The 21,993-nt window shown below is 72.7% G+C and carries 20 protein-coding genes; 8 read left to right on the top strand and 12 right to left on the bottom strand.

Going from position 1 to position 21,993, the window contains the following annotated elements; genetic code table 11:
- Window positions 1–154: 154 nt before the first annotated feature.
- The 3 genes from sucB to BJ983_RS09985 form a co-directional block, all read right to left on the bottom strand.
- Window positions 155–2,161, bottom strand: coding sequence for a 2-oxoglutarate dehydrogenase, E2 component, dihydrolipoamide succinyltransferase (gene sucB / locus BJ983_RS09995; RefSeq protein WP_179793658.1), 2,007 nt, complete (start codon window positions 2,159–2,161; stop codon window positions 155–157).
- A gap of 37 nt (window positions 2,162–2,198) precedes the next feature.
- Window positions 2,199–3,581 (bottom strand): dihydrolipoyl dehydrogenase, encoded by a 1,383-nt coding sequence (gene lpdA, locus BJ983_RS09990; RefSeq protein ID WP_179793657.1) that lies wholly within the window; start codon window positions 3,579–3,581, stop codon window positions 2,199–2,201.
- A gap of 162 nt (window positions 3,582–3,743) precedes the next feature.
- Entirely contained in the window at window positions 3,744–5,348 is a 1,605-nt protein-coding gene (locus BJ983_RS09985; RefSeq protein ID WP_179793656.1) for a leucyl aminopeptidase, read from the bottom strand.
- Between the two features lie 48 nt (window positions 5,349–5,396).
- Between BJ983_RS09985 and gcvT the strand changes: the two genes are divergently transcribed.
- From gcvT to BJ983_RS09970, 3 genes are all read left to right on the top strand, one after another.
- Window positions 5,397–6,518 (top strand): glycine cleavage system aminomethyltransferase GcvT, encoded by a 1,122-nt coding sequence (gene gcvT / locus BJ983_RS09980; RefSeq protein WP_343053978.1) that lies wholly within the window; start codon window positions 5,397–5,399, stop codon window positions 6,516–6,518.
- A gap of 7 nt (window positions 6,519–6,525) precedes the next feature.
- Window positions 6,526–7,017 (top strand): cupin domain-containing protein, encoded by a 492-nt coding sequence (locus BJ983_RS09975; protein ID WP_179793655.1) that lies wholly within the window; start codon window positions 6,526–6,528, stop codon window positions 7,015–7,017.
- Window positions 7,018–7,092: 75 nt separating this feature from the next.
- A complete protein-coding gene (locus BJ983_RS09970) occupies window positions 7,093–8,196 on the top strand; it encodes a branched-chain amino acid aminotransferase (RefSeq protein WP_179793654.1) in 1,104 nt (367 codons plus the stop codon).
- Window positions 8,197–8,237: 41 nt separating this feature from the next.
- Here BJ983_RS09970 and cobS read toward each other — a convergent pair whose 3' ends face one another.
- Genes cobS through BJ983_RS09950 form a run of 4 tightly spaced genes read right to left on the bottom strand, consistent with a single transcriptional unit; the run spans window position 8,238 to window position 11,196 of the window.
- On the bottom strand, window positions 8,238–9,026 hold the full coding sequence (gene cobS, locus BJ983_RS09965; RefSeq protein WP_179793653.1) for an adenosylcobinamide-GDP ribazoletransferase: 789 nt from the start codon (window positions 9,024–9,026) through the stop codon (window positions 8,238–8,240).
- The gene (locus BJ983_RS09960) at window positions 9,023–9,967 is read right to left on the bottom strand and encodes a nicotinate-nucleotide--dimethylbenzimidazole phosphoribosyltransferase (RefSeq protein WP_179793652.1); all 945 of its coding nucleotides are present in this window, start codon (window positions 9,965–9,967) and stop codon (window positions 9,023–9,025) included. The genes cobS and BJ983_RS09960 overlap by 4 nt, the downstream gene beginning before the upstream one ends.
- A gap of 39 nt (window positions 9,968–10,006) precedes the next feature.
- Window positions 10,007–10,549, bottom strand: coding sequence for a bifunctional adenosylcobinamide kinase/adenosylcobinamide-phosphate guanylyltransferase (locus BJ983_RS09955; protein ID WP_179797611.1), 543 nt, complete (start codon window positions 10,547–10,549; stop codon window positions 10,007–10,009).
- Entirely contained in the window at window positions 10,546–11,196 is a 651-nt protein-coding gene (locus BJ983_RS09950) for a DUF3043 domain-containing protein (RefSeq protein WP_425484805.1), read from the bottom strand. The genes BJ983_RS09955 and BJ983_RS09950 overlap by 4 nt, the downstream gene beginning before the upstream one ends.
- Before the next feature lie 89 nt (window positions 11,197–11,285).
- Here BJ983_RS09950 and BJ983_RS09945 point away from each other — a divergent pair, with 89 nt between their 5' ends.
- The 3 genes from BJ983_RS09945 (at window position 11,286) to BJ983_RS09935 (ending at window position 12,537) form a co-directional block, all read left to right on the top strand.
- Entirely contained in the window at window positions 11,286–11,828 is a 543-nt protein-coding gene (locus BJ983_RS09945) for a glycerate kinase (protein WP_179793650.1), read from the top strand.
- Between the two features lie 10 nt (window positions 11,829–11,838).
- Window positions 11,839–12,012, top strand: a complete 174-nt coding sequence (locus BJ983_RS09940) for a hypothetical protein (protein WP_179793649.1) — start codon at window positions 11,839–11,841, stop codon at window positions 12,010–12,012.
- 168 nt (window positions 12,013–12,180) lie between these two features.
- Window positions 12,181–12,537: a HesB/IscA family protein gene (locus tag BJ983_RS09935; RefSeq protein WP_179793648.1), complete on the top strand. Its 357-nt coding sequence runs from the start codon at window positions 12,181–12,183 to the stop codon at window positions 12,535–12,537.
- A gap of 135 nt (window positions 12,538–12,672) precedes the next feature.
- On the opposite strand, the gene BJ983_RS09930 is transcribed toward BJ983_RS09935, so the two are convergent.
- Both BJ983_RS09930 and asnB read right to left on the bottom strand, forming a co-directional pair.
- Complete coding sequence (locus BJ983_RS09930; RefSeq protein WP_179793647.1) at window positions 12,673–13,662, bottom strand: adenosine kinase; 990 nt, start codon at window positions 13,660–13,662, stop codon at window positions 12,673–12,675.
- Between the two features lie 100 nt (window positions 13,663–13,762).
- Window positions 13,763–15,721, bottom strand: coding sequence for an asparagine synthase (glutamine-hydrolyzing) (gene asnB, locus BJ983_RS09925; RefSeq protein WP_179793646.1), 1,959 nt, complete (start codon window positions 15,719–15,721; stop codon window positions 13,763–13,765).
- A gap of 236 nt (window positions 15,722–15,957) precedes the next feature.
- On the opposite strand from asnB, the gene ctaC reads away from it, so the two are divergent.
- Both ctaC and BJ983_RS09915 read left to right on the top strand, forming a co-directional pair.
- Window positions 15,958–16,857, top strand: a complete 900-nt coding sequence (gene ctaC, locus BJ983_RS09920) for an aa3-type cytochrome oxidase subunit II (protein ID WP_179797609.1) — start codon at window positions 15,958–15,960, stop codon at window positions 16,855–16,857.
- A gap of 31 nt (window positions 16,858–16,888) precedes the next feature.
- On the top strand, window positions 16,889–17,287 hold the full coding sequence (locus tag BJ983_RS09915; protein ID WP_179793645.1) for a cytochrome c oxidase subunit 4: 399 nt from the start codon (window positions 16,889–16,891) through the stop codon (window positions 17,285–17,287).
- A gap of 1,005 nt (window positions 17,288–18,292) precedes the next feature.
- Here BJ983_RS09915 and qcrB read toward each other — a convergent pair.
- From qcrB to qcrC, 3 genes are read right to left on the bottom strand one after another with little or no spacing between them, the layout of a single operon-like run.
- Complete coding sequence (gene qcrB, locus BJ983_RS09910; RefSeq protein ID WP_281376273.1) at window positions 18,293–19,996, bottom strand: cytochrome bc1 complex cytochrome b subunit; 1,704 nt, start codon at window positions 19,994–19,996, stop codon at window positions 18,293–18,295.
- Window positions 19,993–21,162: a cytochrome bc1 complex Rieske iron-sulfur subunit gene (qcrA, locus tag BJ983_RS09905; protein WP_179793643.1), complete on the bottom strand. Its 1,170-nt coding sequence runs from the start codon at window positions 21,160–21,162 to the stop codon at window positions 19,993–19,995. The genes qcrB and qcrA overlap by 4 nt, the downstream gene beginning before the upstream one ends.
- Entirely contained in the window at window positions 21,159–21,986 is an 828-nt protein-coding gene (gene qcrC, locus BJ983_RS09900; protein WP_179793642.1) for a cytochrome bc1 complex diheme cytochrome c subunit, read from the bottom strand. Before qcrC ends, qcrA begins: the two co-directional genes overlap by 4 nt.
- Window positions 21,987–21,993: the final 7 nt, after the last annotated feature.

The raw sequence follows: 21,993 nt of genomic DNA, 5'->3' as shown, positions 1-21,993 counted from the left end.
GGGGGTGCGGCGCGACCTGGACACGCTGTCCGGTTCGTCCGACCCCCGTCCCGTGCGGGGAATCCTCGTGCCATGAGAGCGCTCGGGAACTCCCCGCACACATCACGAAGGGCCCCGTCGCGTGACGGGGCCCTCCGGTCAGCAGCGGGCAGGACTAGACGAGCCCGAGGTCCGCCTCGAACGCGCCGGCCTCGAGCCGGGCCTTCACCGACCCGAGGAACCGGGCGGCGTCGGCGCCGTCGACGATGCGGTGGTCGTAGGACAGGCAGAGGTAGACCGTCGACCGGATCGCGATCGACTCACCGCCCTCGCCGTCGGTGACCACCACGGGCTTCTTGACGACGGCCCCGGTGCCGAGGATGCCGACCTGCGGCTGGTTGATGATCGGGGTGTCGATCAGCGCGCCGCGCGAGCCGGTGTTGGTGATCGTGAACGTGCCGCCCGACAGCTCGTCCGGGGAGATCTTGTTGTCCCGGGTCCGCTGCGCCACGTCGGAGATCTTGCGGGCCAGCCCGCCGAGGTTGAGGTCCCCGGCGTCGTGGATGACCGGCACGATCAGCCCGGCGGGGGAGTCCACCGCGATCCCGAGGTGCTCGGAACCGTGGTAGGTGACCTCGCCCTTCTCCGTGTCGATCATGGCGTTGACCACCGGGTGGGCCTTGAGGGCCTCGACGGTGGCGATCGCCATGAACGGGAGGAAGGACAGCTTCACGCCCTCGCGGCGCTCGAAGTCGGCCTTCGCCCGGTCGCGCAGGCGCGCGATGCGGGTGACGTCGGCCTCGACGACCGTGGTGAGCTGCGCGGAGGTCTGCAGCGACTCCACCATGCGCTTCGCGATGGTCGCGCGGCGCCGGGAGAGCTTCTGCGTGGTGCCGCGCAGACCGGAGTCGTCCGGCGTCGGGATGTTCGAGCTGCGGCTCGCCGCCGGCTTCTGCACCTCGCCGCCGTGCACCGCACCCTGCGACCCGTCCGACGGGGCCGCGGTCGGCTCGTTCGCCGACGGCGCCGCGGACGCCTGCTGGGCCGCCTTCTGCTGCTGGTCGGCCTCGTCGGCGGCCGCGACCACGTCCTGCTTGCGGATGCGCCCGCCGACCCCGGTGCCGGACACCGACGCCAGGTCGACCCCGCGCTCCTGGGCGAGCTTGCGCACCAGCGGCGTGACGTAGGGGGAGCCCGCCGTCTCGCCCCCGCCCGTGCCGTTCGAGGGCGCCCCGCCGGACTGCAGCGAGCCCGCGTTCGCCGGGCCGCTCGGCCCGGCGGGCTGCTCGGTCTCGTGCGAGACGTAGTCGTCCGCGCCGGACGCCGCGACCGCGCCGTCCGAGCTCTCCGCGGTGTGCTCGCCGTCCGAGGCCGCCGGCTGCGACTCGGGCTCGGGCTGCCCCTGCTCCTGCCGCGGCTCCGGCTCCGCCTGCGTGTCGGAGGAGGCCTGCGTGTCGGACGAGGACTGCGCGTCCGGTCCGGACTGCGCCTCGGGCTGGGCCGACCCGCCGTCCGCCGAGCCGTCGCCGACGACGGCGAGCGCGCCGCCGACCTCGACGGTGTCGTCCTCGTTCGCCTTGATCTCGAGCAGCGTGCCCGCGACCGGCGAGGGGATCTCGGTGTCGACCTTGTCGGTGGACACCTCGAGCAGCGGCTCGTCGACCTCGACCGCATCGCCGACCTGCTTGAGCCAGCGGGTGATGGTGCCCTCGGTGACGCTCTCGCCCAGGGCGGGCATCTCGATCGTCGTGCCGGAGCCACCGCCGGACCCGCCGGACGAGCCACCGGAGCTGCTGCCGCCCGACGACGCCGGGGCCGGCTCGGGCTCCGACGGCGCGGGCTCCGGCTCCGGCTCCGACTGCTGGGCCTCGGGCTCCGGCTCGGGCTCCGGTGCCGCCTCGGCCTGCCCGCCCCCGGACCCGCCGGAGCTGCCGCCGTCGTCGTCACCGTCGCCGATGACCGCGAGGTCGCCGCCGATCTCGACGGTGTCGTCCTCGGCCGCGACGATCCGCTGGAGGACCCCCGCCTGCGGCGAGGGGATCTCGGTGTCGACCTTGTCCGTCGACACCTCCAGCAGCGGCTCGTCGACCTCGACGTGGTCGCCCTCCTGCTTCAGCCACCGGGTGATGGTGCCCTCGGTGACGCTCTCCCCGAGAGCAGGCATCTGGACGGTGTAGGCCATCGTGCTCGGTACTCCCTCGTCGAACCGGTGTGGGCGATCAGCCGTGCGCGTGCAGGGGCTTGCCGGCGAGCGCCAGGTGCGCCTCGCCGAACGCCTCGTTCTGCGTGGGGTGGGCGTGGACGAGGTTCGCGACCTCGACCGGCAGAGCCTCCCAGTTGTAGACGAGCTGCGCCTCTCCGACGAGCTCGCCGATCCGGGCGCCGATCATGTGCACGCCGACCACCGGGGCGTCGTCACCCGTGCCGCCCTTGACCAGCTTGATGGCGCCGGCGGTGCGGAGGATCTGCGACTTGCCGTTGCCCGCGAGGTCGTAGGTCGTGGTGACCACCTCGCCGTAGGCCTCCTTGGCCTGGGCCTCGGTGAGACCGACCGACGCGATCTCGGGCTCGCAGTAGGTGACCCGCGGGATGCCCGTCTCGTCGATGACCGGCGGGTTGAGCCCCGCGATCTCCTCGGCGACGAAGATGCCCTGCTGGAAGCCGCGGTGGGCGAGCTGCAGGCCCGGCACGATGTCGCCGACGGCGTAGACGCTGCCCACGCCGGTGCGGAGCCGCTCGTCGGTGCGCACGAACCCGCGGTCGAGGGTGACGCCCTGGTCCTCGTACCCGAGGTCCGCGGTGTTCGGGCCGCGCCCGACGGCGACGAGCAGGAGGTCGGCCTCGATCTGCTCGCCGTTCTCCAGGCTGATCGTCACCGCGTCCGCGGTCTGCTCGACGCCGGTGAACTTGGTGCCGATCTTGAAGGCGATCTTGCGCTTGCGGAACTGGCGCTCGAGCTGCTTGGAGAGGAACTCGTCCTCGTTCGGCACCAGGTGGGGCAGCGCCTCGACGATCGTCACCTCGGAGCCGAACGACTTCCAGACGCTCGCGAACTCGCAGCCGATGACGCCGCCGCCGAGCACGACCACGCGGTCGGGCACGTAGTCGAGGTTGATCGCCTCGGTGGAGGTGATCACGCGGCCGCCGAGCTCGAGGCCGGGCAGCGTCTTCGAGTAGGAGCCGGACGCCAGCACGACGTTCCGGCCGGTGTAGCGCTGGCCGTCGACCTCGACGGTGTCCTGGCCGACGAGCCGGCCGTGCCCCTCGATCATGGTGACCTTGCGGGACTTGATCAGCCCCTGCAGGCCCTTGTAGAGCTTCGCGACGACGCCGTCCTTGTAGGAGTTGACGCCGCTCATGTCGATGCCCGACAGCGAGCTCTTCACACCGATCTGCTCGCCCTCGCGGGCGTTGTCGGCGACCTCGGCGGCGTGCAGCAGCGCCTTGGTGGGGATGCAGCCCCGGTGCAGGCAGGTGCCGCCGAGCTTGTCCTGCTCGACGAGGGCCACGGAGAGCCCCAGCTGCGCCGCGCGGAGCGCGCAGGCGTAACCGCCCGAGCCCCCGCCCAGGATGAGGACGTCGTAGGTGTCGCTCTCGCTCAACTCACTTCTCCCGCGTCGGCGTGTGACGTGCGGCGTTCCCCACGTCGGGTGTGGCCCGCAGGGGAACCGCCGGCTCCGTCCGTCGAGAACCCGTGTCGGAGCCGGTCGCTGTCCTCCATCCTTCCACCGCAGGCAAACGGGCCGTCGAGGTGATCGATCACGTCAGCCGTGCGCGGCGACGTCGGCCAGCACGGCCGCGAGCGTCCGCACCGGCATGCCCGTGCCGCCCCGCGGGGTGTAGCCGTGCGCGCCCCCGGTGTTGAAGGCCGGGCCGGCGACGTCGACGTGCGCCCACGGCACGTCGTCGGCGACGAACTCGCGCAGGAACAGCCCGGCCGCGAGCATGCCGCCGAAGCGGTGGTTGGTGACGTTGGCGATGTCGGCGACCCGCGAGTCGAGGTCGCCCCGCAGCTCCTCGGGCATGGGCATGGCCCACGCGCCCTCGCCGACCGATGCGGCGGCCGCGGTGACGCGGTCGCGGAAGGCGTCCTGCCCCATGATCCCGGCGGTGCGGGCGCCCAGCGCGACGAGCTGCGCGCCGGTCAGCGTCGAGGTCTCGACCAGGTAGTCGGGGGAGTCCTCGCACGCCCGCACGATGGCGTCGGCCAGGATCAGCCGACCCTCGGCGTCGGTGTTGAGGACCTCCACGGTCTTCCCGCCGTACATCGTCAGCACGTCGCCCGGGCGGTACGCCGTGCCGGAGGGCATGTTCTCGGCCATCGGCACCGTCGCCGTGACGTTCACCGCGAGGCCCAGCTCGGCGGCCAGGCAGGTCGCGGCGATCACGCAGGCGGCCCCGGACATGTCCGAGGTCATGTGGTCCATGTTCGCGGCGGGCTTGATCGAGATGCCGCCGGTGTCGAACGTGATGCCCTTCCCGACGAGGGCCACGGTGCGGGTGGCGTCGGGGTGGGTGTGGGTCAGGCGCACCATCCGCGGCGGCCGCGACGAGCCGCCGCCGACCCCGAGGACGCCGCCGAAGCCGCCCGCGGCGAGCGCCTCGTCGTCGAGGACCTCCACGCCCAGCCCGACGGCCTCGGCGAGCTCGGTGGCACGCCGGGCGAACTCCGCCGGGTAGAGGTCGTTCGGCGGGGTGTTGATCAGGTCACGGGCCGCGCACACCGCCCGCGCGGTCATCGCGGCGTCGGCGAGGGTGGCCCGCTCGCGCTCGGGGGCGCCGCCGCTGCCCTGCGAGGAACCCAGGAAGTAGACCGACCGCGCCGGGCCGTCCGCGGCGGTGCGGTACTCGGTGAAGGAGTAGGCGCCCAGCACCGTGCCCGCCACCGCCGCGGCGAGGTCGATCCCGGAGAGCGTGGTCCCGACCGTCGTCGCGGTCGTCGGCAGGGCCCGCGTGGCGGCGCCGGACGCCCGGCGCACCTGCTCGGCGACGTCCGGACCGCCCTGCAGCCCCGTGGGCGCGGACTCCGGCCCCAGACCCACCGCGAGCAGCACCGGCGCGGTGACCGCACCGCGCGTCGGGACCTTGACGACCTCCTCGGCCTTGCCGGTGGCCCCCGTCAGGGCCAGCAGCGAGGCGAGCTCGCCGGAGAAGGCGGCGTCGACGTCCTGCGCGCCGACCAGCACCGGCGCGACCGGCTCGTCGGAGTCCCCGGTGGAGTCCCCGCCGCCCGGGGCGGCCCCGGGGCGCAGACCGACGACGAGGACGTCGACGACCGCGTGGGCGGCCTGCGCGTCGCTGAGTTCGAGGTCGGGCAGGGTAGTCACGATCGGTGCGCCTCCGGGTGCTGCTGGTCGGTGTGACCGCATGCTAGGACGAGCCCCCGACGGTGCGCCGTGCCGTACGGTCCCGGACCCGTGACCGAACAGCGACTGGACCTGCGACAGAGCCCCCTGCACGCCCGCCACGAGGCCCTCGGTGCCACGTTCGCGCCGTTCGGCGGGTGGGAGATGCCCGTCCAGTACTCCGGCACGGTCGCCGAGCACACCGCGACCCGCGAGGCCGTCGGCCTCTTCGACGTCAGCCACCTGGGCAAGGTGCGGATCAGCGGCCCGGGCGCGGCGGCCTTCGTCAACCGCTGCCTGACCAACGACCTCGGCCGCATCGTCCCCGGCAAGGCGCAGTACACGCTGTGCTGCGCCGAGGACGGCGGCGTGGTCGACGACCTGATCCTCTACCTCGTCGGCGACGACGAGGTGTTCGCGGTGCCGAACGCGGCGAACTCCGCGGGGGTCGGGCGGCAGCTCGCGGCGGTCGCCCCCGAGGGCGTCACGGTGACCGACGAGCACGACGCGCACGTCGTGCTCGCGGTGCAGGGCCCGTCGTCGCGCGCGGTCCTCGCCGAGGTCGGCGTGCTCCCCGACACCGGCGACGTCGACCTGGACTACATGGCCTTCGTCGACAGCACCTGGGAGGACCGGGAGGTCCGCGTCTGCCGGACGGGCTACACCGGCGAGCACGGCTACGAGCTCATCGCCCCGAGCGAGGTCGCGGAGACGCTGTGGGACGCGCTCGCGGCGGTCGTCGCCGAGCAGGGCGGCCTGCCCGCCGGGCTCGGGGCCCGCGACACGTTGCGCACCGAGGCCGGCCTGCCGCTGCACGGGCAGGACCTCGGCCCGGAGATCACGCCCGTCCAGGCGCGCGTCGGGTTCGCCGTCGCCTGGAAGAAGGAGGAGTTCTGGGGGCGGGAGGCGCTGCTCGCCGAGCGCGAACGCGGCCCCCGACGCCGGGCGTGGGGCCTGAAGGCCTCCGGGCGCGGCGTCCCGCGGGCGCACATGACCGTGAAGCTGGGGGAGACGCCGGTGGGGGAGACGACCTCGGGCACCTTCTCGCCCACGCTGCGGACGGGGATCGCGCTCGCCCTCCTGGACACCGCCGCCGGCCTGTCGGAGGGTGACCTCGTGAGCATCGACGTCCGCGGCCGCGCCCTCGAGTGCCAGGTCGTGGCGCCGCCCTTCGTCGCCTCCCACGTGCGGTGATCCGCCCATGAGCTTCCCGACCGTCCCCGACGCCGAGCCCGGCGTCTACCGCTACCGCGACGACGCGGAGGTCGCCGGACCCGCGCGGTTCACCGCGCCGGGCACGGCCGTCGGGGGCGGCTTCGGGCTCTTCGAGTCCGCGGCGACGCCGGGCCGGGTCGGCGCCGTGCCGCACTACCACCAGGGGTTCTCGGAGTCGTTCTGGGTGATCTCCGGGCGGCTCGCGGTGATGAGCGACGACACCTGGCGGACCCTGGGCGAGGGCGACTTCGCGCACGTGCCGGTCAACGGGGTCCACGCCTTCGGGGCGGTCGGCGACGAGGTCGCGCGGTTCCTCATCCTGTTCGTGCCCGGCGCCCCGCGCGAGGAGTACTTCCGGCGGCTGGCGGACTGCCTGCAGCGCGGCGCGTCGGCCGAGGAGATCGACGCCATGGCCGCCGAGTGCGACCAGGTCAACCTGCGCGACTGGCCCGCCTACGCCCGCTTCGCGGAGCTGTGACCACGGGCCCGACCGCGGAGGCCGCCGGGATCGAGGGCGTGTCCGTCATCAGGGGTGCGGTTTAGAGTGAGCGCCATGTCGAGCACGGCCTTCGAGGTTCTCCCGCACCCCTCCCCGGCGACGGACGAGCGGGTGGCGGAAGTACTCGCCGCGCCCGGGTTCGGCAGGTACTTCACCGACCACATGGTCACCGTCCGCTGGGACGCGGCGCGGGGCTGGCACGACGCCCGGGTCGAGCCCTACGCCCCGCTGCAGATCGACCCGGCGTCGGTGGTGCTGCACTACAGCCAGACGATCTTCGAGGGGCTGAAGGCCTACCGGCAGCCCGACGGGTCGATCGCCTCGTTCCGTCCGTGGGCCAACGCGGAGCGCATGGCCCGCTCGGCCGAGCGGCTCGCGATGCCCCCGCTGCCGCAGGACCTGTTCCTCGAGTCGATCGAGCAGCTGCTCGCCGTCGACCATCGGTGGGTGCCCGCGGCGGGCGGCGAGGAGTCGCTCTACCTGCGGCCGTTCATGTTCGGGTCGTCGTCCGGGCTGGGGGTCCGGCCCAGCGAGGAGTACCTCTACCTGCTCATCGCGTCGCCGGCCGGGGCCTACTTCCCGCGGGGGCTCGCGCCGGTCAGCGTGTGGCTGTCCACCGACTACGTGCGCGCCGTCCCCGGCGGCACGGGCGAGGCCAAGTGCGGCGGCAACTACGCCGCCTCGCTCGCCGCGCAGGCACAGGCCGCGGCGCAGGGGTGCGACCAGGTGGTGTGGCTCGACGCGCTGGAGCACCGGTGGGTCGAGGAGATGGGCGGGATGAACCTCTTCTTCGTCTTCACCGACGCGGAGGGCCACCACGAGGTCGTGACGCCGGAGCTGTCCGGGTCGCTGCTACCGGGCATCACGCGCCGCTCGCTGCTCGAGCTCGCACGCGAGGACGGGGCGACCGTCACCGAGCGCCGCATCTCCACCGACGAGTGGGAGAAGGAGGTCGCCTCGGGTGGCCTCACCGAGGTGTTCGCCTGCGGCACGGCGGCGGTGATCACGCCGGTCGGGTCGGTCAAGTACGACGGCGGGTCCTTCGAGATCGGTGACGGGTCGCCCGGCCCGGTCACCGCCCGCCTGCGGGAGCGGCTCACCGACATCCAGCGCGGCGCGGCACCCGACCCCCACGGCTGGATGTCGAAGCTCGGCTGATCACCGCGTCGCACGGCGGGTCCGGGCTCCCGGACCCGCCGTCACGCGCCGCCGAGGGCCAGACCGGCGAGGGCCACGGTCACCGCGACCTCACACACCGCCCCGAACACGTCGCCGTTCACGCCCCCGAGCCGCCGGACGGCGTGGCGGGCCAGGAGCACGACGACCACCGCGGCCACGGCGAGGGCCGCCGGCCCCTGCCACCAGCGGCCGGGCACGGCGAGCGTCGCGGCCAGGGCGAGGACGCCGAGCCACCCGGCCGGGACCGCGGGGTGCTGGGTGCCCGCCACCAGCGCCCCGAGGCCGCCCTCGGAGGCCGCGGGCACCCGTCGTCGGGCGCACCAGGTGAACGAGGCCCGGCCGGCGGCCCAGGCCACGGCGACCCCGATGACCCCGACGGCCCCCTGGCCGGCCACCACGGGGAGGGCCGCTGCCTGTGCGCCGAGCACGACGACGAGCGTGACCACCCCGAACGCCCCGGTCGACGGGTCCTTCATCACGGCGAGCATCCGGGCGGCGTCGCCGTAGGACCCGAGGCCGTCGGCGAGGTCGGCGAGCCCGTCGAGGTGCAGGCCACGGGTCAGCAGCGCTCCCGCGGCCACCCCGACGACGCCCGCGAGCAGGTCCGGGGCGCCGAGCGCGAGCAGCCCGAGCACCACCCCGCCGACCACGGCACCGAGGACCAGGCCGACCACCGGGGCGAGCGTCAGGGCCCGGCCCGCGGTGCGCCGGTCGACCACGTCCGCCCGCACCGGCACCACGCTGAACAGCGACAGCGCGAGCCGGACCGCACCGAGACGACCCGCCCCGGCGTCGGGAACGCCCGTCACGAGCCCGCGGCCACCCGCGCAGCCATCGTCACCAGCGGGACCGCCGCGAGGGCGCCGGTCGCGGCCCCGGCCCGCAGGTCGAGCAGCAGCAGCGGGTCGAGGCCGAGCACCTCGAGCGCGAGGGCCTGCGCCGGTTCGGTGTCGCGGGTCGCGGCGAGCCACCAGGCGCGGGCTCCGGGGCTGCGGGCGTCGGCGAGGAGCGCGGCCACGCAGACGGCGGCCCCGTCGAGCAGCACGGGGGTGCGTCGGCGGGCGGCCTGGGTGAGGAAGCCGACGAGGGCGGCGAGGTCGGCGCCGCCGACCACGCGGAGCAGGCCCTCCGGGTCCCGCCCGACCGCCTTCGACCGGCGCAGGGCGTCGCGGACGGTTGCGGCCTTGCGCATCCAGGCGATGTCGTCGATCCCCGAGCCGCGCCCCACCACCGCGACGGGCTCCCGGGCGCACAGCGCGGCGGCGAGCACGGCGACCGGGGTGGAGACCCCGACCGCGAGCTCGCCGGGGACGAGCAGGTCGGCGCCCTCGTCGACGGCCTCGTCGGCGGCGTGCACCCCGGCGGCGAGGGCGTCCTGCAGCCCGGCCTCGGTCAGGGCGTCCTCGCGGTCGATGCGCCCGCTGGGGCCGTCACCGACCTCGACGACGCGGACGTCGGCGCCCGCGACGGTGGCGAGGGAGTTGGTGGGGGCGGTCCCACTGCGCACCGCGTCGAGCCGCGCCTTCGTCTCGGTCGCCGGGAAGGCGGACACCCCGGCGGCGGCGATGCCGTGCTCGGCGGCGAAGAGGACCACCCGCGGCGCGGCCGGGGGGCGCGCGGGGGAGCGGGCCTGGCAGGCCGCGAGCCAGCCGGCGACCTCCTCGAGGCGCCCCAGCGCGTGCGTCGGCAGCGGGAGACCGTCGAGGTGGCGGCGGAGGTCGGCGCGGGCGGCGTCGTCAGGTGGTGCCACCGACGGCACGGGGTGCTCCCTTCGGTCGCTGGCGGGAACTCACGGGGCGGAGGCCACCTTAAGCGGCACCGGCAGACCCGCCACGAGCAGCACCACCTCGTCGCACACCGCGGCGAGGTCGGCGTTGAGCAGCCCGAGCTCGTCCCGGAACCGGCGGCCGGCCGACGTCGAGGGCACCACGCCGAGCCCCACCTCCGCGGACACGAGCACGAGCGGGCCGGTCCGGGCGCGGACCGCCGTGACCAGGTCCGTGCGCGCGTCCGCGACCGACGCGGCGTCGCGCACCCATCCGGCGTCGTCGAGCAGGCCGGTCACCCACGTGGCGAGGTCGTCGACGATCACCGGCTCCGGGCGGGACCGGACCGTCTCCGCCGTCCCCCGGCCGTCGACGTCCTCGACGGTCTCCCAGCCGACGGGCCGTCGGCGGCGGTGGACGTCGATGCGGTCGGCCCACTCGGGGTCGGCGTCCGGGTCGACCGGCCGCGCGGTGGCGACGTAGACGGCGTGGTCGGCGGGGAGCAGCCCCTCGGCGTGGGCCGACTTGCCGGACCGCGTACCGCCGAGGACGAGGGTGGTGCTCAGTCGATCGCCGTGCCGGGGGAGACCCGCGGCGCCGGCATGCGGAGCTTGCGGATCTGGGTGGCGCGGGTGAACCCGTACCAGCCCATGGAGAAGCCCCTGATCTCCTCGTCCGGGTACTTGGCCCGGACGCGGGCGGTGATCTGGCGACCGAGCAGCGTGCCCTCGACCACCATCGCGGCCAGCATGCACAGGCACAGCAGGCTGCCGATGTTCTGGATGCCGGGGATCGGGATCACCACGGTGACGAAGATCAGGACCGCCAGGGGCATGAACAGGCCCATGAGGTGGCGGCGGGAGTCCACGAGGTCACGGACATAAGCGCGGACCGGTCCGCGGTCGCGCACCGGGAGCACCCGGTCGTCGCCCGCCATCATCCGCTTGCGGCGCTCGGCCGAGGCCTGGCGGCGCTCCGTCTTGTCCCCGCGCAGGGACTTCGCGCGCTTCATGGCCTCGCGCTGCGTCTTCGGGGCGGGCGCCACCGGTCCGCGGCTGCGGCCCTCGGCGTCGCGCCGCGAGCGCGTCGGGCGTCCCTTGCCGGCCGTCTGGTTGCGGCGGGCGGCGCCCACGGCCACGACGTCCTCGGCCTCGGCGGGCTCGTCGGAGACGGAGCTCTCGGGGGTGGAGGAGCCACGGCGCAGGAAGTTCACCCCGCCAGGATAGGGCACCCGGCGCAGCATCCGGACACCTCGCAGCGGGGTTCTCGCGACCCGTGCGCCGGGGCCCTACGGTGCGGGACATGCGCGTGCTCATCGCGCCGGACGCGTTCCGCGGCACCCTGACCGGTGACGAGGCCGCGACGGCGATCGCGGACGGCTGGACCCGGGGGGCCACCGCCGACGAGATCCGGCGGTCCCCGGTCGGCGAGGCGGCCCGGTCCCTGGAACTGACCCCCGACGACGAGCTGCCCGACCTCGTCGTCACCGGCGAGGGCAGCCTGGAGTTCCGGTCGCTGCGGGACACCGCGGTCGCCGCCCTGGCCGCGGCCGCGATGGCCCGCTCGGTCCCGTGCGTGGTCCTGGCGGGGCAGGTCCACGTCGGCGCCCGCGTCGCGTTCGAGGCCGGCATCCACGGGGCCTACGCGGCTGGTGCGAATGCCGGGTCGGTGGAGGCGTCGATGGCTGATCCGTCGGGCACCCTCTCGGCGTTGGCCGAGGGGATCGCGGTCCACTGGGGCGGCCGCCGCGGCCGGGCGGACCTGCGCCCGGAGGTGCTGCCGCCCCCGCGTGCCGAGCCCCTCGTGCCGGGTCCGCGACCCGGGGAGGACGACTCCCCGGACTGAGGGGGACGTCATGGACGACCACGTGGACACGCTCGTCCTGCTGGTGGTGGTGACCGGGGTGCCCGCCCTCGTGCTCGGGACGGGGCTCCAGGTGGTCTGGATGCTCGTCGTCGCGGCGTTCGCGGTCCTGCGCGGGCCCCGCTGGCGGCACCTCGCCGTGCCGCCCGCCACGGGGACCTCCTGACGCCGTGATGTGCGGCGCGCGATGTGACACCATGGAGATCGCAGGCGAGCCGCGTCCCGCCGTCGTCCGGAGGACCCCTCGGAGACGACGGGGCCGCACCGGGCGGGAACATCCCGCCGCCCGGCGAGGTTGGACGGCGCGAAACGCATCGGGAGCTCAGGGAGAACCATGACCGTCGAGAACCCCACCAAGACCGAGGAGCACGGCGTCGAGCTCAGCGACGCGGCCTCGAGCAAGGCGAAGGCCCTGCTGGACCAGGAGGGCCGTGACGACATGCACCTGCGCATCGCCGTGCAGCCCGGGGGCTGCGCCGGCCTGCGCTACCAGCTCTTCTTCGACGACCGCTCGCTCGACGGGGACCTCTTCCGCGACTTCGGCGGCCTCAAGGTGGCCGTCGACCGGATGAGCGCCCCGTACGTCCAGGGCGCGACGATCGACTTCGTCGACACGATCGACAAGCAGGGCTTCACGATCGACAACCCGAACGCCACCGGGTCGTGCGCCTGCGGCGACAGCTTCAACTGAGTCCCGACGACGAGCCCCGGTCCCGCTGCTGCGGGGCCGGGGCTCTCGTCATGTCCGGGGTCCTGATGCACGAGCGGGCCGTTCGTCACGGTCTTCCGTGATGAACGGCCCGTTCGTGTCGTTCGGGGGGGCGTCTCAGCCGGCCTGCGGCACGTCCTGGGCGACCTTGGACTTCAGGTTCTCCGGCGGCTGCGCCCCGAGCTGGGCGACCACGTGCGACGCCGCGACCGAGCCGATGCGCCCGGCCACGTCGAGGTCCAGGCCCTTCGTGATGCCGTAGAGCAGACCGCCCGCGTAGGCGTCGCCCGCGCCGGTGGTGTCGACGAGCTCGTCCGCCGGACGGGTCTCGATCTCGTGGCGGACCCCGCCGACGGCGTAGATCGTCGAGCCCTTCGCCCCGTGCGTGACGGCCACGATCTCGCAGTGCCCGCCCTGGTCGGCGAGCAGCGACTCGATGCCGTCGTCGCCCACCAGCGCGGCGACCTCGTCCTCGTCGGCGACCAGGATCTCGACGTTGGCCGCGGTGAGCTCGCGGAAGTACTCGCGGTGCCGCTCGACGCACCCGGCGTCGGACAGCGTGAGCGCCACCTTCGCCTCGCTCTTGGCCGAGGCGTCGATGACCTTGCCGATGGTGGCGCGGGCCTGCTCGGTGTCGGCGAGGTAGCCCTCGATCAGGGTGACCGCCGAGCCGGCGACCTCGTCCTGGTCGATGTCCTCCGGCCCGAGGGCGGTGCAGGCGCCGAGGTAGGTGCCCATGGTGCGCTCGCCGTCGGGCGTGACCAGCACGAGGCAGCGGGCCGTCGACGGGCCCTCGGTGAGCGCCGGGGTGCGGAAGCTCACCCCGTGGCTGCGGATGGAGCTCGTGAAGGAGCCGCCCAGCTGGTCGTCGTGCACCTTGCCGACGTAGCCCGCGTCGGAGCCGAGGGCGGCCGCGATGGCGATGGAGTTGGCCACGCTGCCACCCGAACGCTCCGTCGTCTCGCCGGCCTTCGCGTAGAGCGACTCGGCCTGGTCCTGGTCGACGAGCGTCATGCCCCCCTTCGGCAGGTCGAAGGCGGTGATGGTGTCGTCGTCGGTCTGCGTGAGCACGTCGACGATCGCGTTGCCGATCCCCAGTACGTCCATGGGCCGGGAAATCCTCTCGGTGTGACTACTCGCTCCGGATCAACGCATCACCGTAGGTGACCCGTCGGAGTCCGACAGCCCGATCGTTGCCCTGCCCACGTCACGCATACACCGGGTAGACGGGCGCGGGGATCTCCGGACGGATGCGCTGCTCGACGAAGATGCCGTGCCAGAGCATGAAGACCAGCAGGGTCCAGATGCGCCGCGAGTGGTCGACCGGGCCGCTGCGGTGCTCGTCGAGGAGCCGCAGGACGGCCGCCTTGTCGAGGATCGCGTCGGTCTGCGACTCCCGGACGATGCCGCGCGCCCAGTCGAGCATGTCGGTGGCCAGCCAGTGGCGGATGGGGACGGGGAAGCCGAGCTTGCGGCGGTGCAGCACGTGCGGGGGGACGATGCCCTCGATGGCCCGCCGCAGGGCGTACTTCGTGGTGCCGTGCGCGATCTTCTGGTCGGTCGGCAGGGCGGAGGCGACCCGGAACACCTCGGGGTCGAGGAACGGCACCCGCAGCTCCAGCGAGTTCGCCATCGTCATCTTGTCGGCCTTGACCAGGATGTCGCCGCGCAGCCACGTGAACAGGTCGACGTGCTGCATCCGGGCCACCGGGCTCCAGTCGCGCGAGCCCTCGTAGAACGAGGACGTGACGTCGACGTGCGAGAGCTCGTCGTCGTAGGAGCGCAGCACGTCGGCGAGCTGGGCCGGGAAGAAGTTCCGGGCGTTCCCGTAGTAGCGCTGCTCGAGCGGCAGCGCCCCGCGGCGCAGCAGGTCCTTCCCGCGCATCCCGGTGGGCAGTCGGTCGCTCAGCGCGCCGGCGAGCTTGCGGACGGCACCCGGCAGCACGTCGAACGGCGCGAGGGAGAGCGGCTCCTTGTAGATGGTGTAGCCGCCGAACAGCTCGTCGGCGCCCTCCCCGGAGAGCACGACCTTGACGTGCTTGCGCGCCTCGCGGGCCACGAAGTAGAGGGGGACGAGCGCCGGGTCGGCCACCGGGTCGTCGAGGTACCAGACGATCAGCGGCAGGGCGTCCATCATCTCCTGCGCGGTGACCGTCTTCACCACGTGCCGGACGCCGATCGCCTGCGCCGACTCGGCGGCGACGTCGATCTCGGAGTACCCGGCCCGCTCGAACCCGGTGGTGAAGGTGATCAGGTCGGGGTTGTGCTCGCGGGCCAGCGCCGCGATCACCGTGGAGTCGATGCCGCCGGAGAGGAACGACCCGACGGTGACGTCGGCGCGCATGTGCTTCGCGACCGAGTCGCGCAGCACCTCGGTGATCTCCTCGTGCCGGTGGGTCTCCTCCGCGGCGTCGCCACGAGGGATCGGCCGCTCGACGAAGCGCGGGGTGAAGTAGCGCTGCACCGAGATCGGCTCGCCGGGGGAGATGGTGAACCAGCAGCCGGACTCGAGGCGCCGCACGCCGCGGTGCAGCGTCGCGGGCTCCGGGACGTACTGGAGCGTCAGGTAGTGCTGCAGGGCCTCGGGGTCGGGCGCCGCGTCCGAGGCGCCGAGCGGGCCGAGCACCTCGAGCAGGCACTTCTTCTCGCTGCTGAAGGCCACGCCCTCGGCGCCGGCGGCGAAGAACAGCGGCTTGATGCCGAACGGGTCGCGCGCACCGAAGAGCACGCGGTCGACCGTGTCCCAGATGAGGAAGGTGAACATGCCGCGCAGGCGTGGCACCGCGTCGGCGCCCCACACCGAGTAGGCCGCGACGATGGCCTCGGTGTCGCCCTCGGTGGCGAAGGTGACGCCGTGGTCGCGCGCCAGCTCCTCGCGGAGCTCCAGGTAGTTGTAGATCTCGCCGTTGAAGACGATCCGGTAGCGCCCTACCGCGTCGCCGGTCGCGTCGCGCTGCCCCGTGTCGCCGGGGAACTCCAGCGGCTGGTGCGACCCCTCGACGTCGATGATCGACAGCCGCGCGAAGCCCAGGGCGACGTCCTCGTCGGACCACGTCCCCGCCTCGTCCGGACCCCGGTGGCGCATGCAGGGCAGCGCCGCCTCGAGATCCTGAGCGTGTCGTGCTCCCGTCCGTTCGGTGGTGATCCACCCCATCAGCCCGCACACGGGAGCCAGTATGGCGAGGGGGTCCGACGGTCTCTCCGACGGTCTCGGGGCCGCCCGCCGCGCCCCTCCGACAGCGCGTAGGAGTCAGCTCGGCTAGGCTCCGCGTGTCCAGACCTCGGGTCGGCCCCAGCGCCGTGAACACCCAGGTCGCACGGCCTCGAGGAGGGCAGCCAGCAGTGCGCCGAGCAGGGAGCCTTGCCCAGGCCGGGGAGGTACCGACCCCCCGGCGGCGACGTCTGACGCGAGCGGCTCAGCTGACCGGTCTGGGCGTCGTCACGGCGCTCGTCGCCAGTGGTTGCTCGTTCCAGGACGCGATCCGCTTCGGGTGGCCCGTGGGCGTCACGCCCGAGGCCGGGATGATGCGGGAACTCTGGACCTGGTCCGCGATCGCCGCCCTGGTGGTCGGTGTGATCGTCTGGGGTCTCACCGCCTGGACCGTCGCGTTCCACCGCCGCAAGGCCGGGGCGTCCGAGCTGCCGCGGCAGTTCCAGTACAACCTGCCGCTCGAGCTGGTGCTCACGGTCATCCCGCTGGTGATCGTCGCGGTGCTCTTCTACTTCACCGTCGTCGTGCAGAACGTCGTCGACCGCCAGCCGGCCGGCAACGAGCTGAAGGTCGACGTGGTGGCCTTCCAGTGGAACTGGGAGTTCGCCTACCCCGAGGCGCGCACGCCGGACGGCACGCCCGTCGCCACCGTCGGCACCACCGAGGACGTCCCGCTCCTCGTCCTGCCGACCGACCGGCCGATCTCGTTCACCCAGCACGCCGAGGACGTCATCCACTCGTTCTGGGTGCCGGAGTTCCTCTTCAAGCGCGACGTGATGCCGGACCCGGAGAAGAACGACCAGAAGAACACCTGGGTCATCGAGCGGATCGAGCGGCCGGGCGCCTTCGTCGGCCGGTGCGCGGAGTACTGCGGCTCGTACCACTCGATGATGAACTTCGAGGTGCGTGCCCTGCCGGGCAACCTGTTCGACCAGTACATGCAGCTGCGCCAGTCGCTGAACCCGCAGACCCGGCAGCCGTACTCGGCCGCCGAGGCGCTGCAGACGATGAACTGCGGCGAGCTGTGCTCGCCCACGGCGACCACCACGCGGCCGTTCAACCCGAACCCGACCGACCGCCTGGCCTTCTGATGGCCACGGCAGCTGAGAGGAGCACTCGGCGATGAAGGTCGAGTCCCGGATCTTCGAGATCCTGACCGTCTTCTGCTTCGTCTGCGCGATCGTCTACGGCGTGCTGTCGGGCGAGGAGGTCGGCATCGTCGCCCTCACGCTGACCGGTGGCCTCACGCTGATCGTGGGCACCTACTTCCGGTTCGTCTCCCGGCGCCTCGAGGAGCGTCCGGAGGACAACCCGGAGGCCGAGGTGTCCGACGGCGCCGGGGACATCGGGTTCTTCAGCCCGGGCAGCTACTGGCCGCTCGGCGTCGCCAGCGGTGTCGCGCTGACCGGGCTCGGCCTCGCGATCTACCAGTGGTGGCTGATCGTGCTCGCCGGGATCGCGATGATCATCGCGATCTGCGGCCTGGTCTTCGAGTACCACGCGGGCCCCGAGGCCCACTGAGTTCTGCTCGTCCGAGAAGGCCCCTCCCGCCACGGCGGGAGGGGCCTTCTCGTGTCTCCGTGGGGCCGGCTGAGCGGCCCTGCACCCGTCGGCGCGCAAGGTTCACGTGGGGCAGGTTCTGTGGCTCATCGGGCTGCCTGGTGTGACTCTCGAGTCGGGTCGGCGGGACGGCCCCGCCGCGAGACTCACGTGGGGCAGGTTCGGAGGCCGCGACGGCTGCCTGATGTGCTTCTCGGGGGCCGGGTTGTGGCCGACGAGCTGCTAGACGACTAGCTGGCCACAGGGTGGCACGCTACTGACGCGCCCGGTGTGCCCTCGGGCAGCCCCCGCGCCGTCGAGGGTCACGTGGGGCAGGTTCTGTGGCCCCTGGGGCTGCCTGGTGTGCTCCTCGTGGGGGTTGGCGGGACGGCCCTGCCGCGAGATTCACGTGGGGCAGGTTCTGAGGCCTCTGAGGCTGCCTGATGTGCTTCTCGGGGGCCGGGTTGTGGCCGACGAGCTGCTAGACGACTAGCTGGCCACAGGGTGGCACGCCCCTCACGCGCCCGGAGTGCCCTCGGGCAGCCCCCGCCGTCGAGAGTCACGTGGGGCAGGTTCTCAGGCCTCTGAGGCTGCCTGGTGTGCACCTCGAATCGGGCTGGCGGGCCAGTCCTGCCCCGAGACTCACGCGGTGCTGCCTGGTGTGCACCTCGGAGGCCAAGACGTGGCGGACGAGCCTGCTGGACGACCGGCCGCCACGAGGTGCACGCGCCGGGCGTCCGTACCTGGTTATGGCGCCTACGGCCGCGGTGGCGGTCCGCCGTCGAGAGTGACGTGGGGCAGGTTCTGAGGCCGCGGAAGCTGCCTGGTGTGCACCTCGAATCGGGGTAGCGGGGGCCAGTCACGCCACGAGACTCACGTGGGACAGGTCTGGTGTCACCCTCAAGAGAGCCCACCGTGGACCCCAGACACGACGAAACGGGGCGGGGAGCCGATCGGCTCCCCGCCCCGTTCCTGGGTCGTTCTGGGTCAGTCCCGGACGTCGCGCGGACGGCCGGCGTCGGGACGACCGGCGAGCTCGCGCCCGGTGCTCGGCTCGACCTGGAGGGGATCGGTGCCGGTGCCGCCGTGGACACCCTGCACGTCGTCCTGCTCCTCGGCCGGGTCGGGGCGGAACCAGCCACCCTTCACCGGGCTGCCGGCAAAGCCGAGGTCGTTCATCCGCTTCGGGACCGTCGCCCCCTGATAGGCCACCGGCAGGGCGTGCCCGTGATCGTCGACGCCACCGAGCGGCTGGTGCACCTCGATGAACTCACCGTGGGGCAGGCGCTTGATGTGGCCGGTCTCGATGCCGTGCTCGAGGACCTCACGGTCGGAGCGCTGCAGGCCCAGGCAGATCCGGTAGGTCGCGAAGTAGACGACCGGGGGGATCACCAGGAGACCGATGCGGCCGATCCACGTCATCACGTTCAGGGAGATGTCGAACGTGTAGGCGAAGATGTCGTTACCGCAGGCGAGGACGAGCCAGAAGTAGAACGACAGCGCCATCATGCCGGTCGCCGTGCGGACCGGGACGTCGCGCGGACGCTGCAGCAGGTTGTGGTGCGCCTCGTCGCCGGTGAGCTTGCGCTCGATGACCGGGTAGGCCACCAGCAGGTTCACCAGCAGGCCGAAGCCGATGACGGCCGGGAAGAAGATCGCCGGGACCGTGTACGAGTTCAGCCCGATGAAGTTCAGGTTCAGGTACATCTCCCACGACGGCCACAGACGCACCGCGCCGTCGAAGACCGCCATGTAGAAGTCGGGCTGCGATCCCGCGGACACCTGCGTCGGGTCGTAGGGGCCGAGCTTCCAGATCGGGTTGATCTGGAAGACGCCCGACATGATCGCCATGACGCCGACCGAGACGACCATGAAGCCGCCGGCCTTGGCCGCGAAGGTCGGGAGGATGCGGACGCCGACGACGTTGCGCTCCGTCCGCCCCGGGCCGGGGAACTGGGTGTGCTTCTGGAACCACACCAGCGCCACGTGCACGCCGATCACCGCGAGGATGATCCCAGGCAGCAGGAAGACGTGGACGATGTAGAGCCGCGGAATGATGATGTGGCCCGGGAACTCGCCACCCATGATCGCCCACTGCAGCCAGGTCCCGACGACCGGGATCGACATGACGATCGCGGAGAGCCCGGTGCGGATGCCGGTGCCGGAGAGCAGGTCGTCCGGCAGCGAGTAGCCGATGAAGCCCTCGATCATGCCGGTGAGCAGCAGCACGACGCCGAGCACCCAGTTCGTCTCACGCGGGCGGCGGAACGCTCCGGTGAAGAACGTCCGCATCATGTGCGCGATCATCGCGGCGACGAACAGCAACGCGGCCCAGTGGTGCACCTGGCGGATGAACAGCCCGCCACGCACGTCCATGGAGATGTTGACCGTCGACTCGTACGCCATCGACATCGTGACGCCGCGGAGGCCGGGGTAGACGCCCTCGTAGGTCGTCTCGGCCATCGACGGGTCGTAGAAGACGGCCAGCCACGTGCCGGAGAGGAGCAGCACGATGAAGCTGTACATCGCGATCTCGCCCAGCATGAACGACCAGTGCGTGGGGAAGACCTTGTTGATCTGACGACGGACACCGCCGGCAGGGTGGATACGGCTGTCGACCTCGTCAGCGGCGGTGCCGACGAGCTTCATCGCCGTGCTTCCGCTACGAGTGGGTGTGGTGATCGCACTCATGATGAACGACGCTCCCAGAAGCCGGGCCCCACCGGCTCGATGAAGTCACTGCGGGCGTACAGGTACCCCTGATCGTCCACCGCGATGGGCAATTGCGCCAGTGGACGGGCGGCCGGTCCGAAGATCGGACGCGCGTACTCGTTGGCCTGGAACTGCGACTGGTGGCACGGGCAGAGGATCCGGTTGGTCTGGTCCTCGTACAGCGAGGTCGGGCACCCCATGTGGGTGCAGATCTTCGAGTAGGCGAAGAGCGACCCGTAGTTGAAGTCCTCCTGGCCGGCCCGCTTGATCACGGTGACGTTCGGCCGGAGCCGGATCAGCATGACCGGCGAGTCGGAGGACCGGACGACCTCGGCGAGGTGCTCGGGGTCCGCGCGGTCGGACTCCTTGAACGGGAAGACGGTCTCCATGGAGCCCGGCTCCAGATCGCCCGCCCGCACGAGGACGACGTCCTCCGGGTCACCGTTGAACTTCCGCAGGTAGACCCGCTCACCGTTGTCCGAGCGCCAGTCCGTCACGAGGAGGGGCGACTCGTCGCCCTCCTTCCACGGGTTCTTGACGAGGCCACCGAAGGCCGCGACCGCGATCCCCGCCGTCAGGATGCCGCCGGCCGCGCCGAGCGACCGGAAGATCAGCTTGCGGCGGGCGAGCCCGCTCTGCTGCCCGGTCTGCACGAGACGGGCGGCCGCGGTGCGGCGGTCGACCTCGGAGGACCGGCCGTCGTGCCGCTGCTGGATCGCCAGGTCCTCGGGCAGCAGCTTCTTCGAGTAGGCGATGATGCCCATCCCGACGCCGAGCACGGAGAGCCCGAGCGTCACGCCGATGAGCGGCGTGTAGAGGGCGTAGAGCAGGTCGCCCTCCTGACCGGGGGAGACGTACTCCCACGGCCAGGCGATGAAGATGACGATGAACGCCAGGCCCATGACGGCGGCGAGGATGAACCAGCCGGCCACCTGGCGCTCGGCCCGCTTCTCCGCGCGGGTCCCCGGGACGGGGAAGCGCGGACGGTCCGAGACGACCTCGATGTCGTCGATGCGGTTGCCGAGACGCACCAGGTCGTCGGTGCTCATCTCGGCGAGCTCGGCGTCGCTCGGGATGTGCAGCTGGTTCGAGTCCGGCTGCGACCCGGCCTTGTCGCCGTACTGGGATTCGGGGGGTGCAGTCACTGGCGGGATCCGATCCAGAGGGAGATACCGATCAGAGCGGCGAGGCCGACGAAGAAGGCGACGATGCCCTCGGGCACCGGCCCGAAGCCACCGAGGCCGTTGCCGCCCGGGTTGATCGCGCCCGAGTCGGGGCTCACCGACTTGATGTAACCGATGATGTCGCGCTTCTCCTCGGGGGAGAGCTGCGAGTCGGCGAAGGTGGGCATGTTGCCCGGGCCGACGAGCATGGCGGCGTAGATCTGGTGCGGGTTCGCCGGGTCGAGGACCGGGGCGAACTTGCCCGAGGACAGCGCGCCACCACGACCGGTGAAGTTGTGGCACTGCGCGCAGTTGAGCCGGAAGAGCTCACCGCCGCGCCCCAGGTCGGAGCCGATCAGCGCCGCGTCCGGGGCGTTCGGCACGACCGGTCCGCCGCCGTTGGCCTGGATGTAGGCCCCGAGGGCGTCGGTCTGCGCCGCGTCGTACTCCGGCTTCTTCCGGTCGGCCTGCGCGCCCTGGGCCTTCAGCGGCATGCGGCCGGTGGAGACCTGGAAGTAGACCGACGCCTCACCGACGCCGATCAGGCTGGGGCCGCGTCCGACGACGCCCTGCAGGTTCGCGCCGTGGCACGTGATGCAGGCGTTATCGTACAGCGACTGCCCCTCGCGGACGAGTGCGGCGTCCTGCGCGCGGGCGGTCTCCGGTTCGGGCTGGAAGACGGTGTACAGCCCGCCGACGGCGAGCAGCGCCACGCCGAGGGCGAGGAAGCCCGCGACGCGACGACGCGTCTTGGTGCCCGCACGCGCCCACAGCCTCCTGCGCGGGCGTGGCGTCCGGTCGCTCATGTGGTGG

This window comes from Actinomycetospora corticicola (assembly GCF_013409505.1).
GTDB classification, from domain to species: Bacteria; Actinomycetota; Actinomycetes; order Mycobacteriales; family Pseudonocardiaceae; genus Actinomycetospora; species Actinomycetospora corticicola.
Note: the sequence above shows the minus strand (reverse complement) of the source record. Positions and strands in the feature narration are given on the sequence as shown.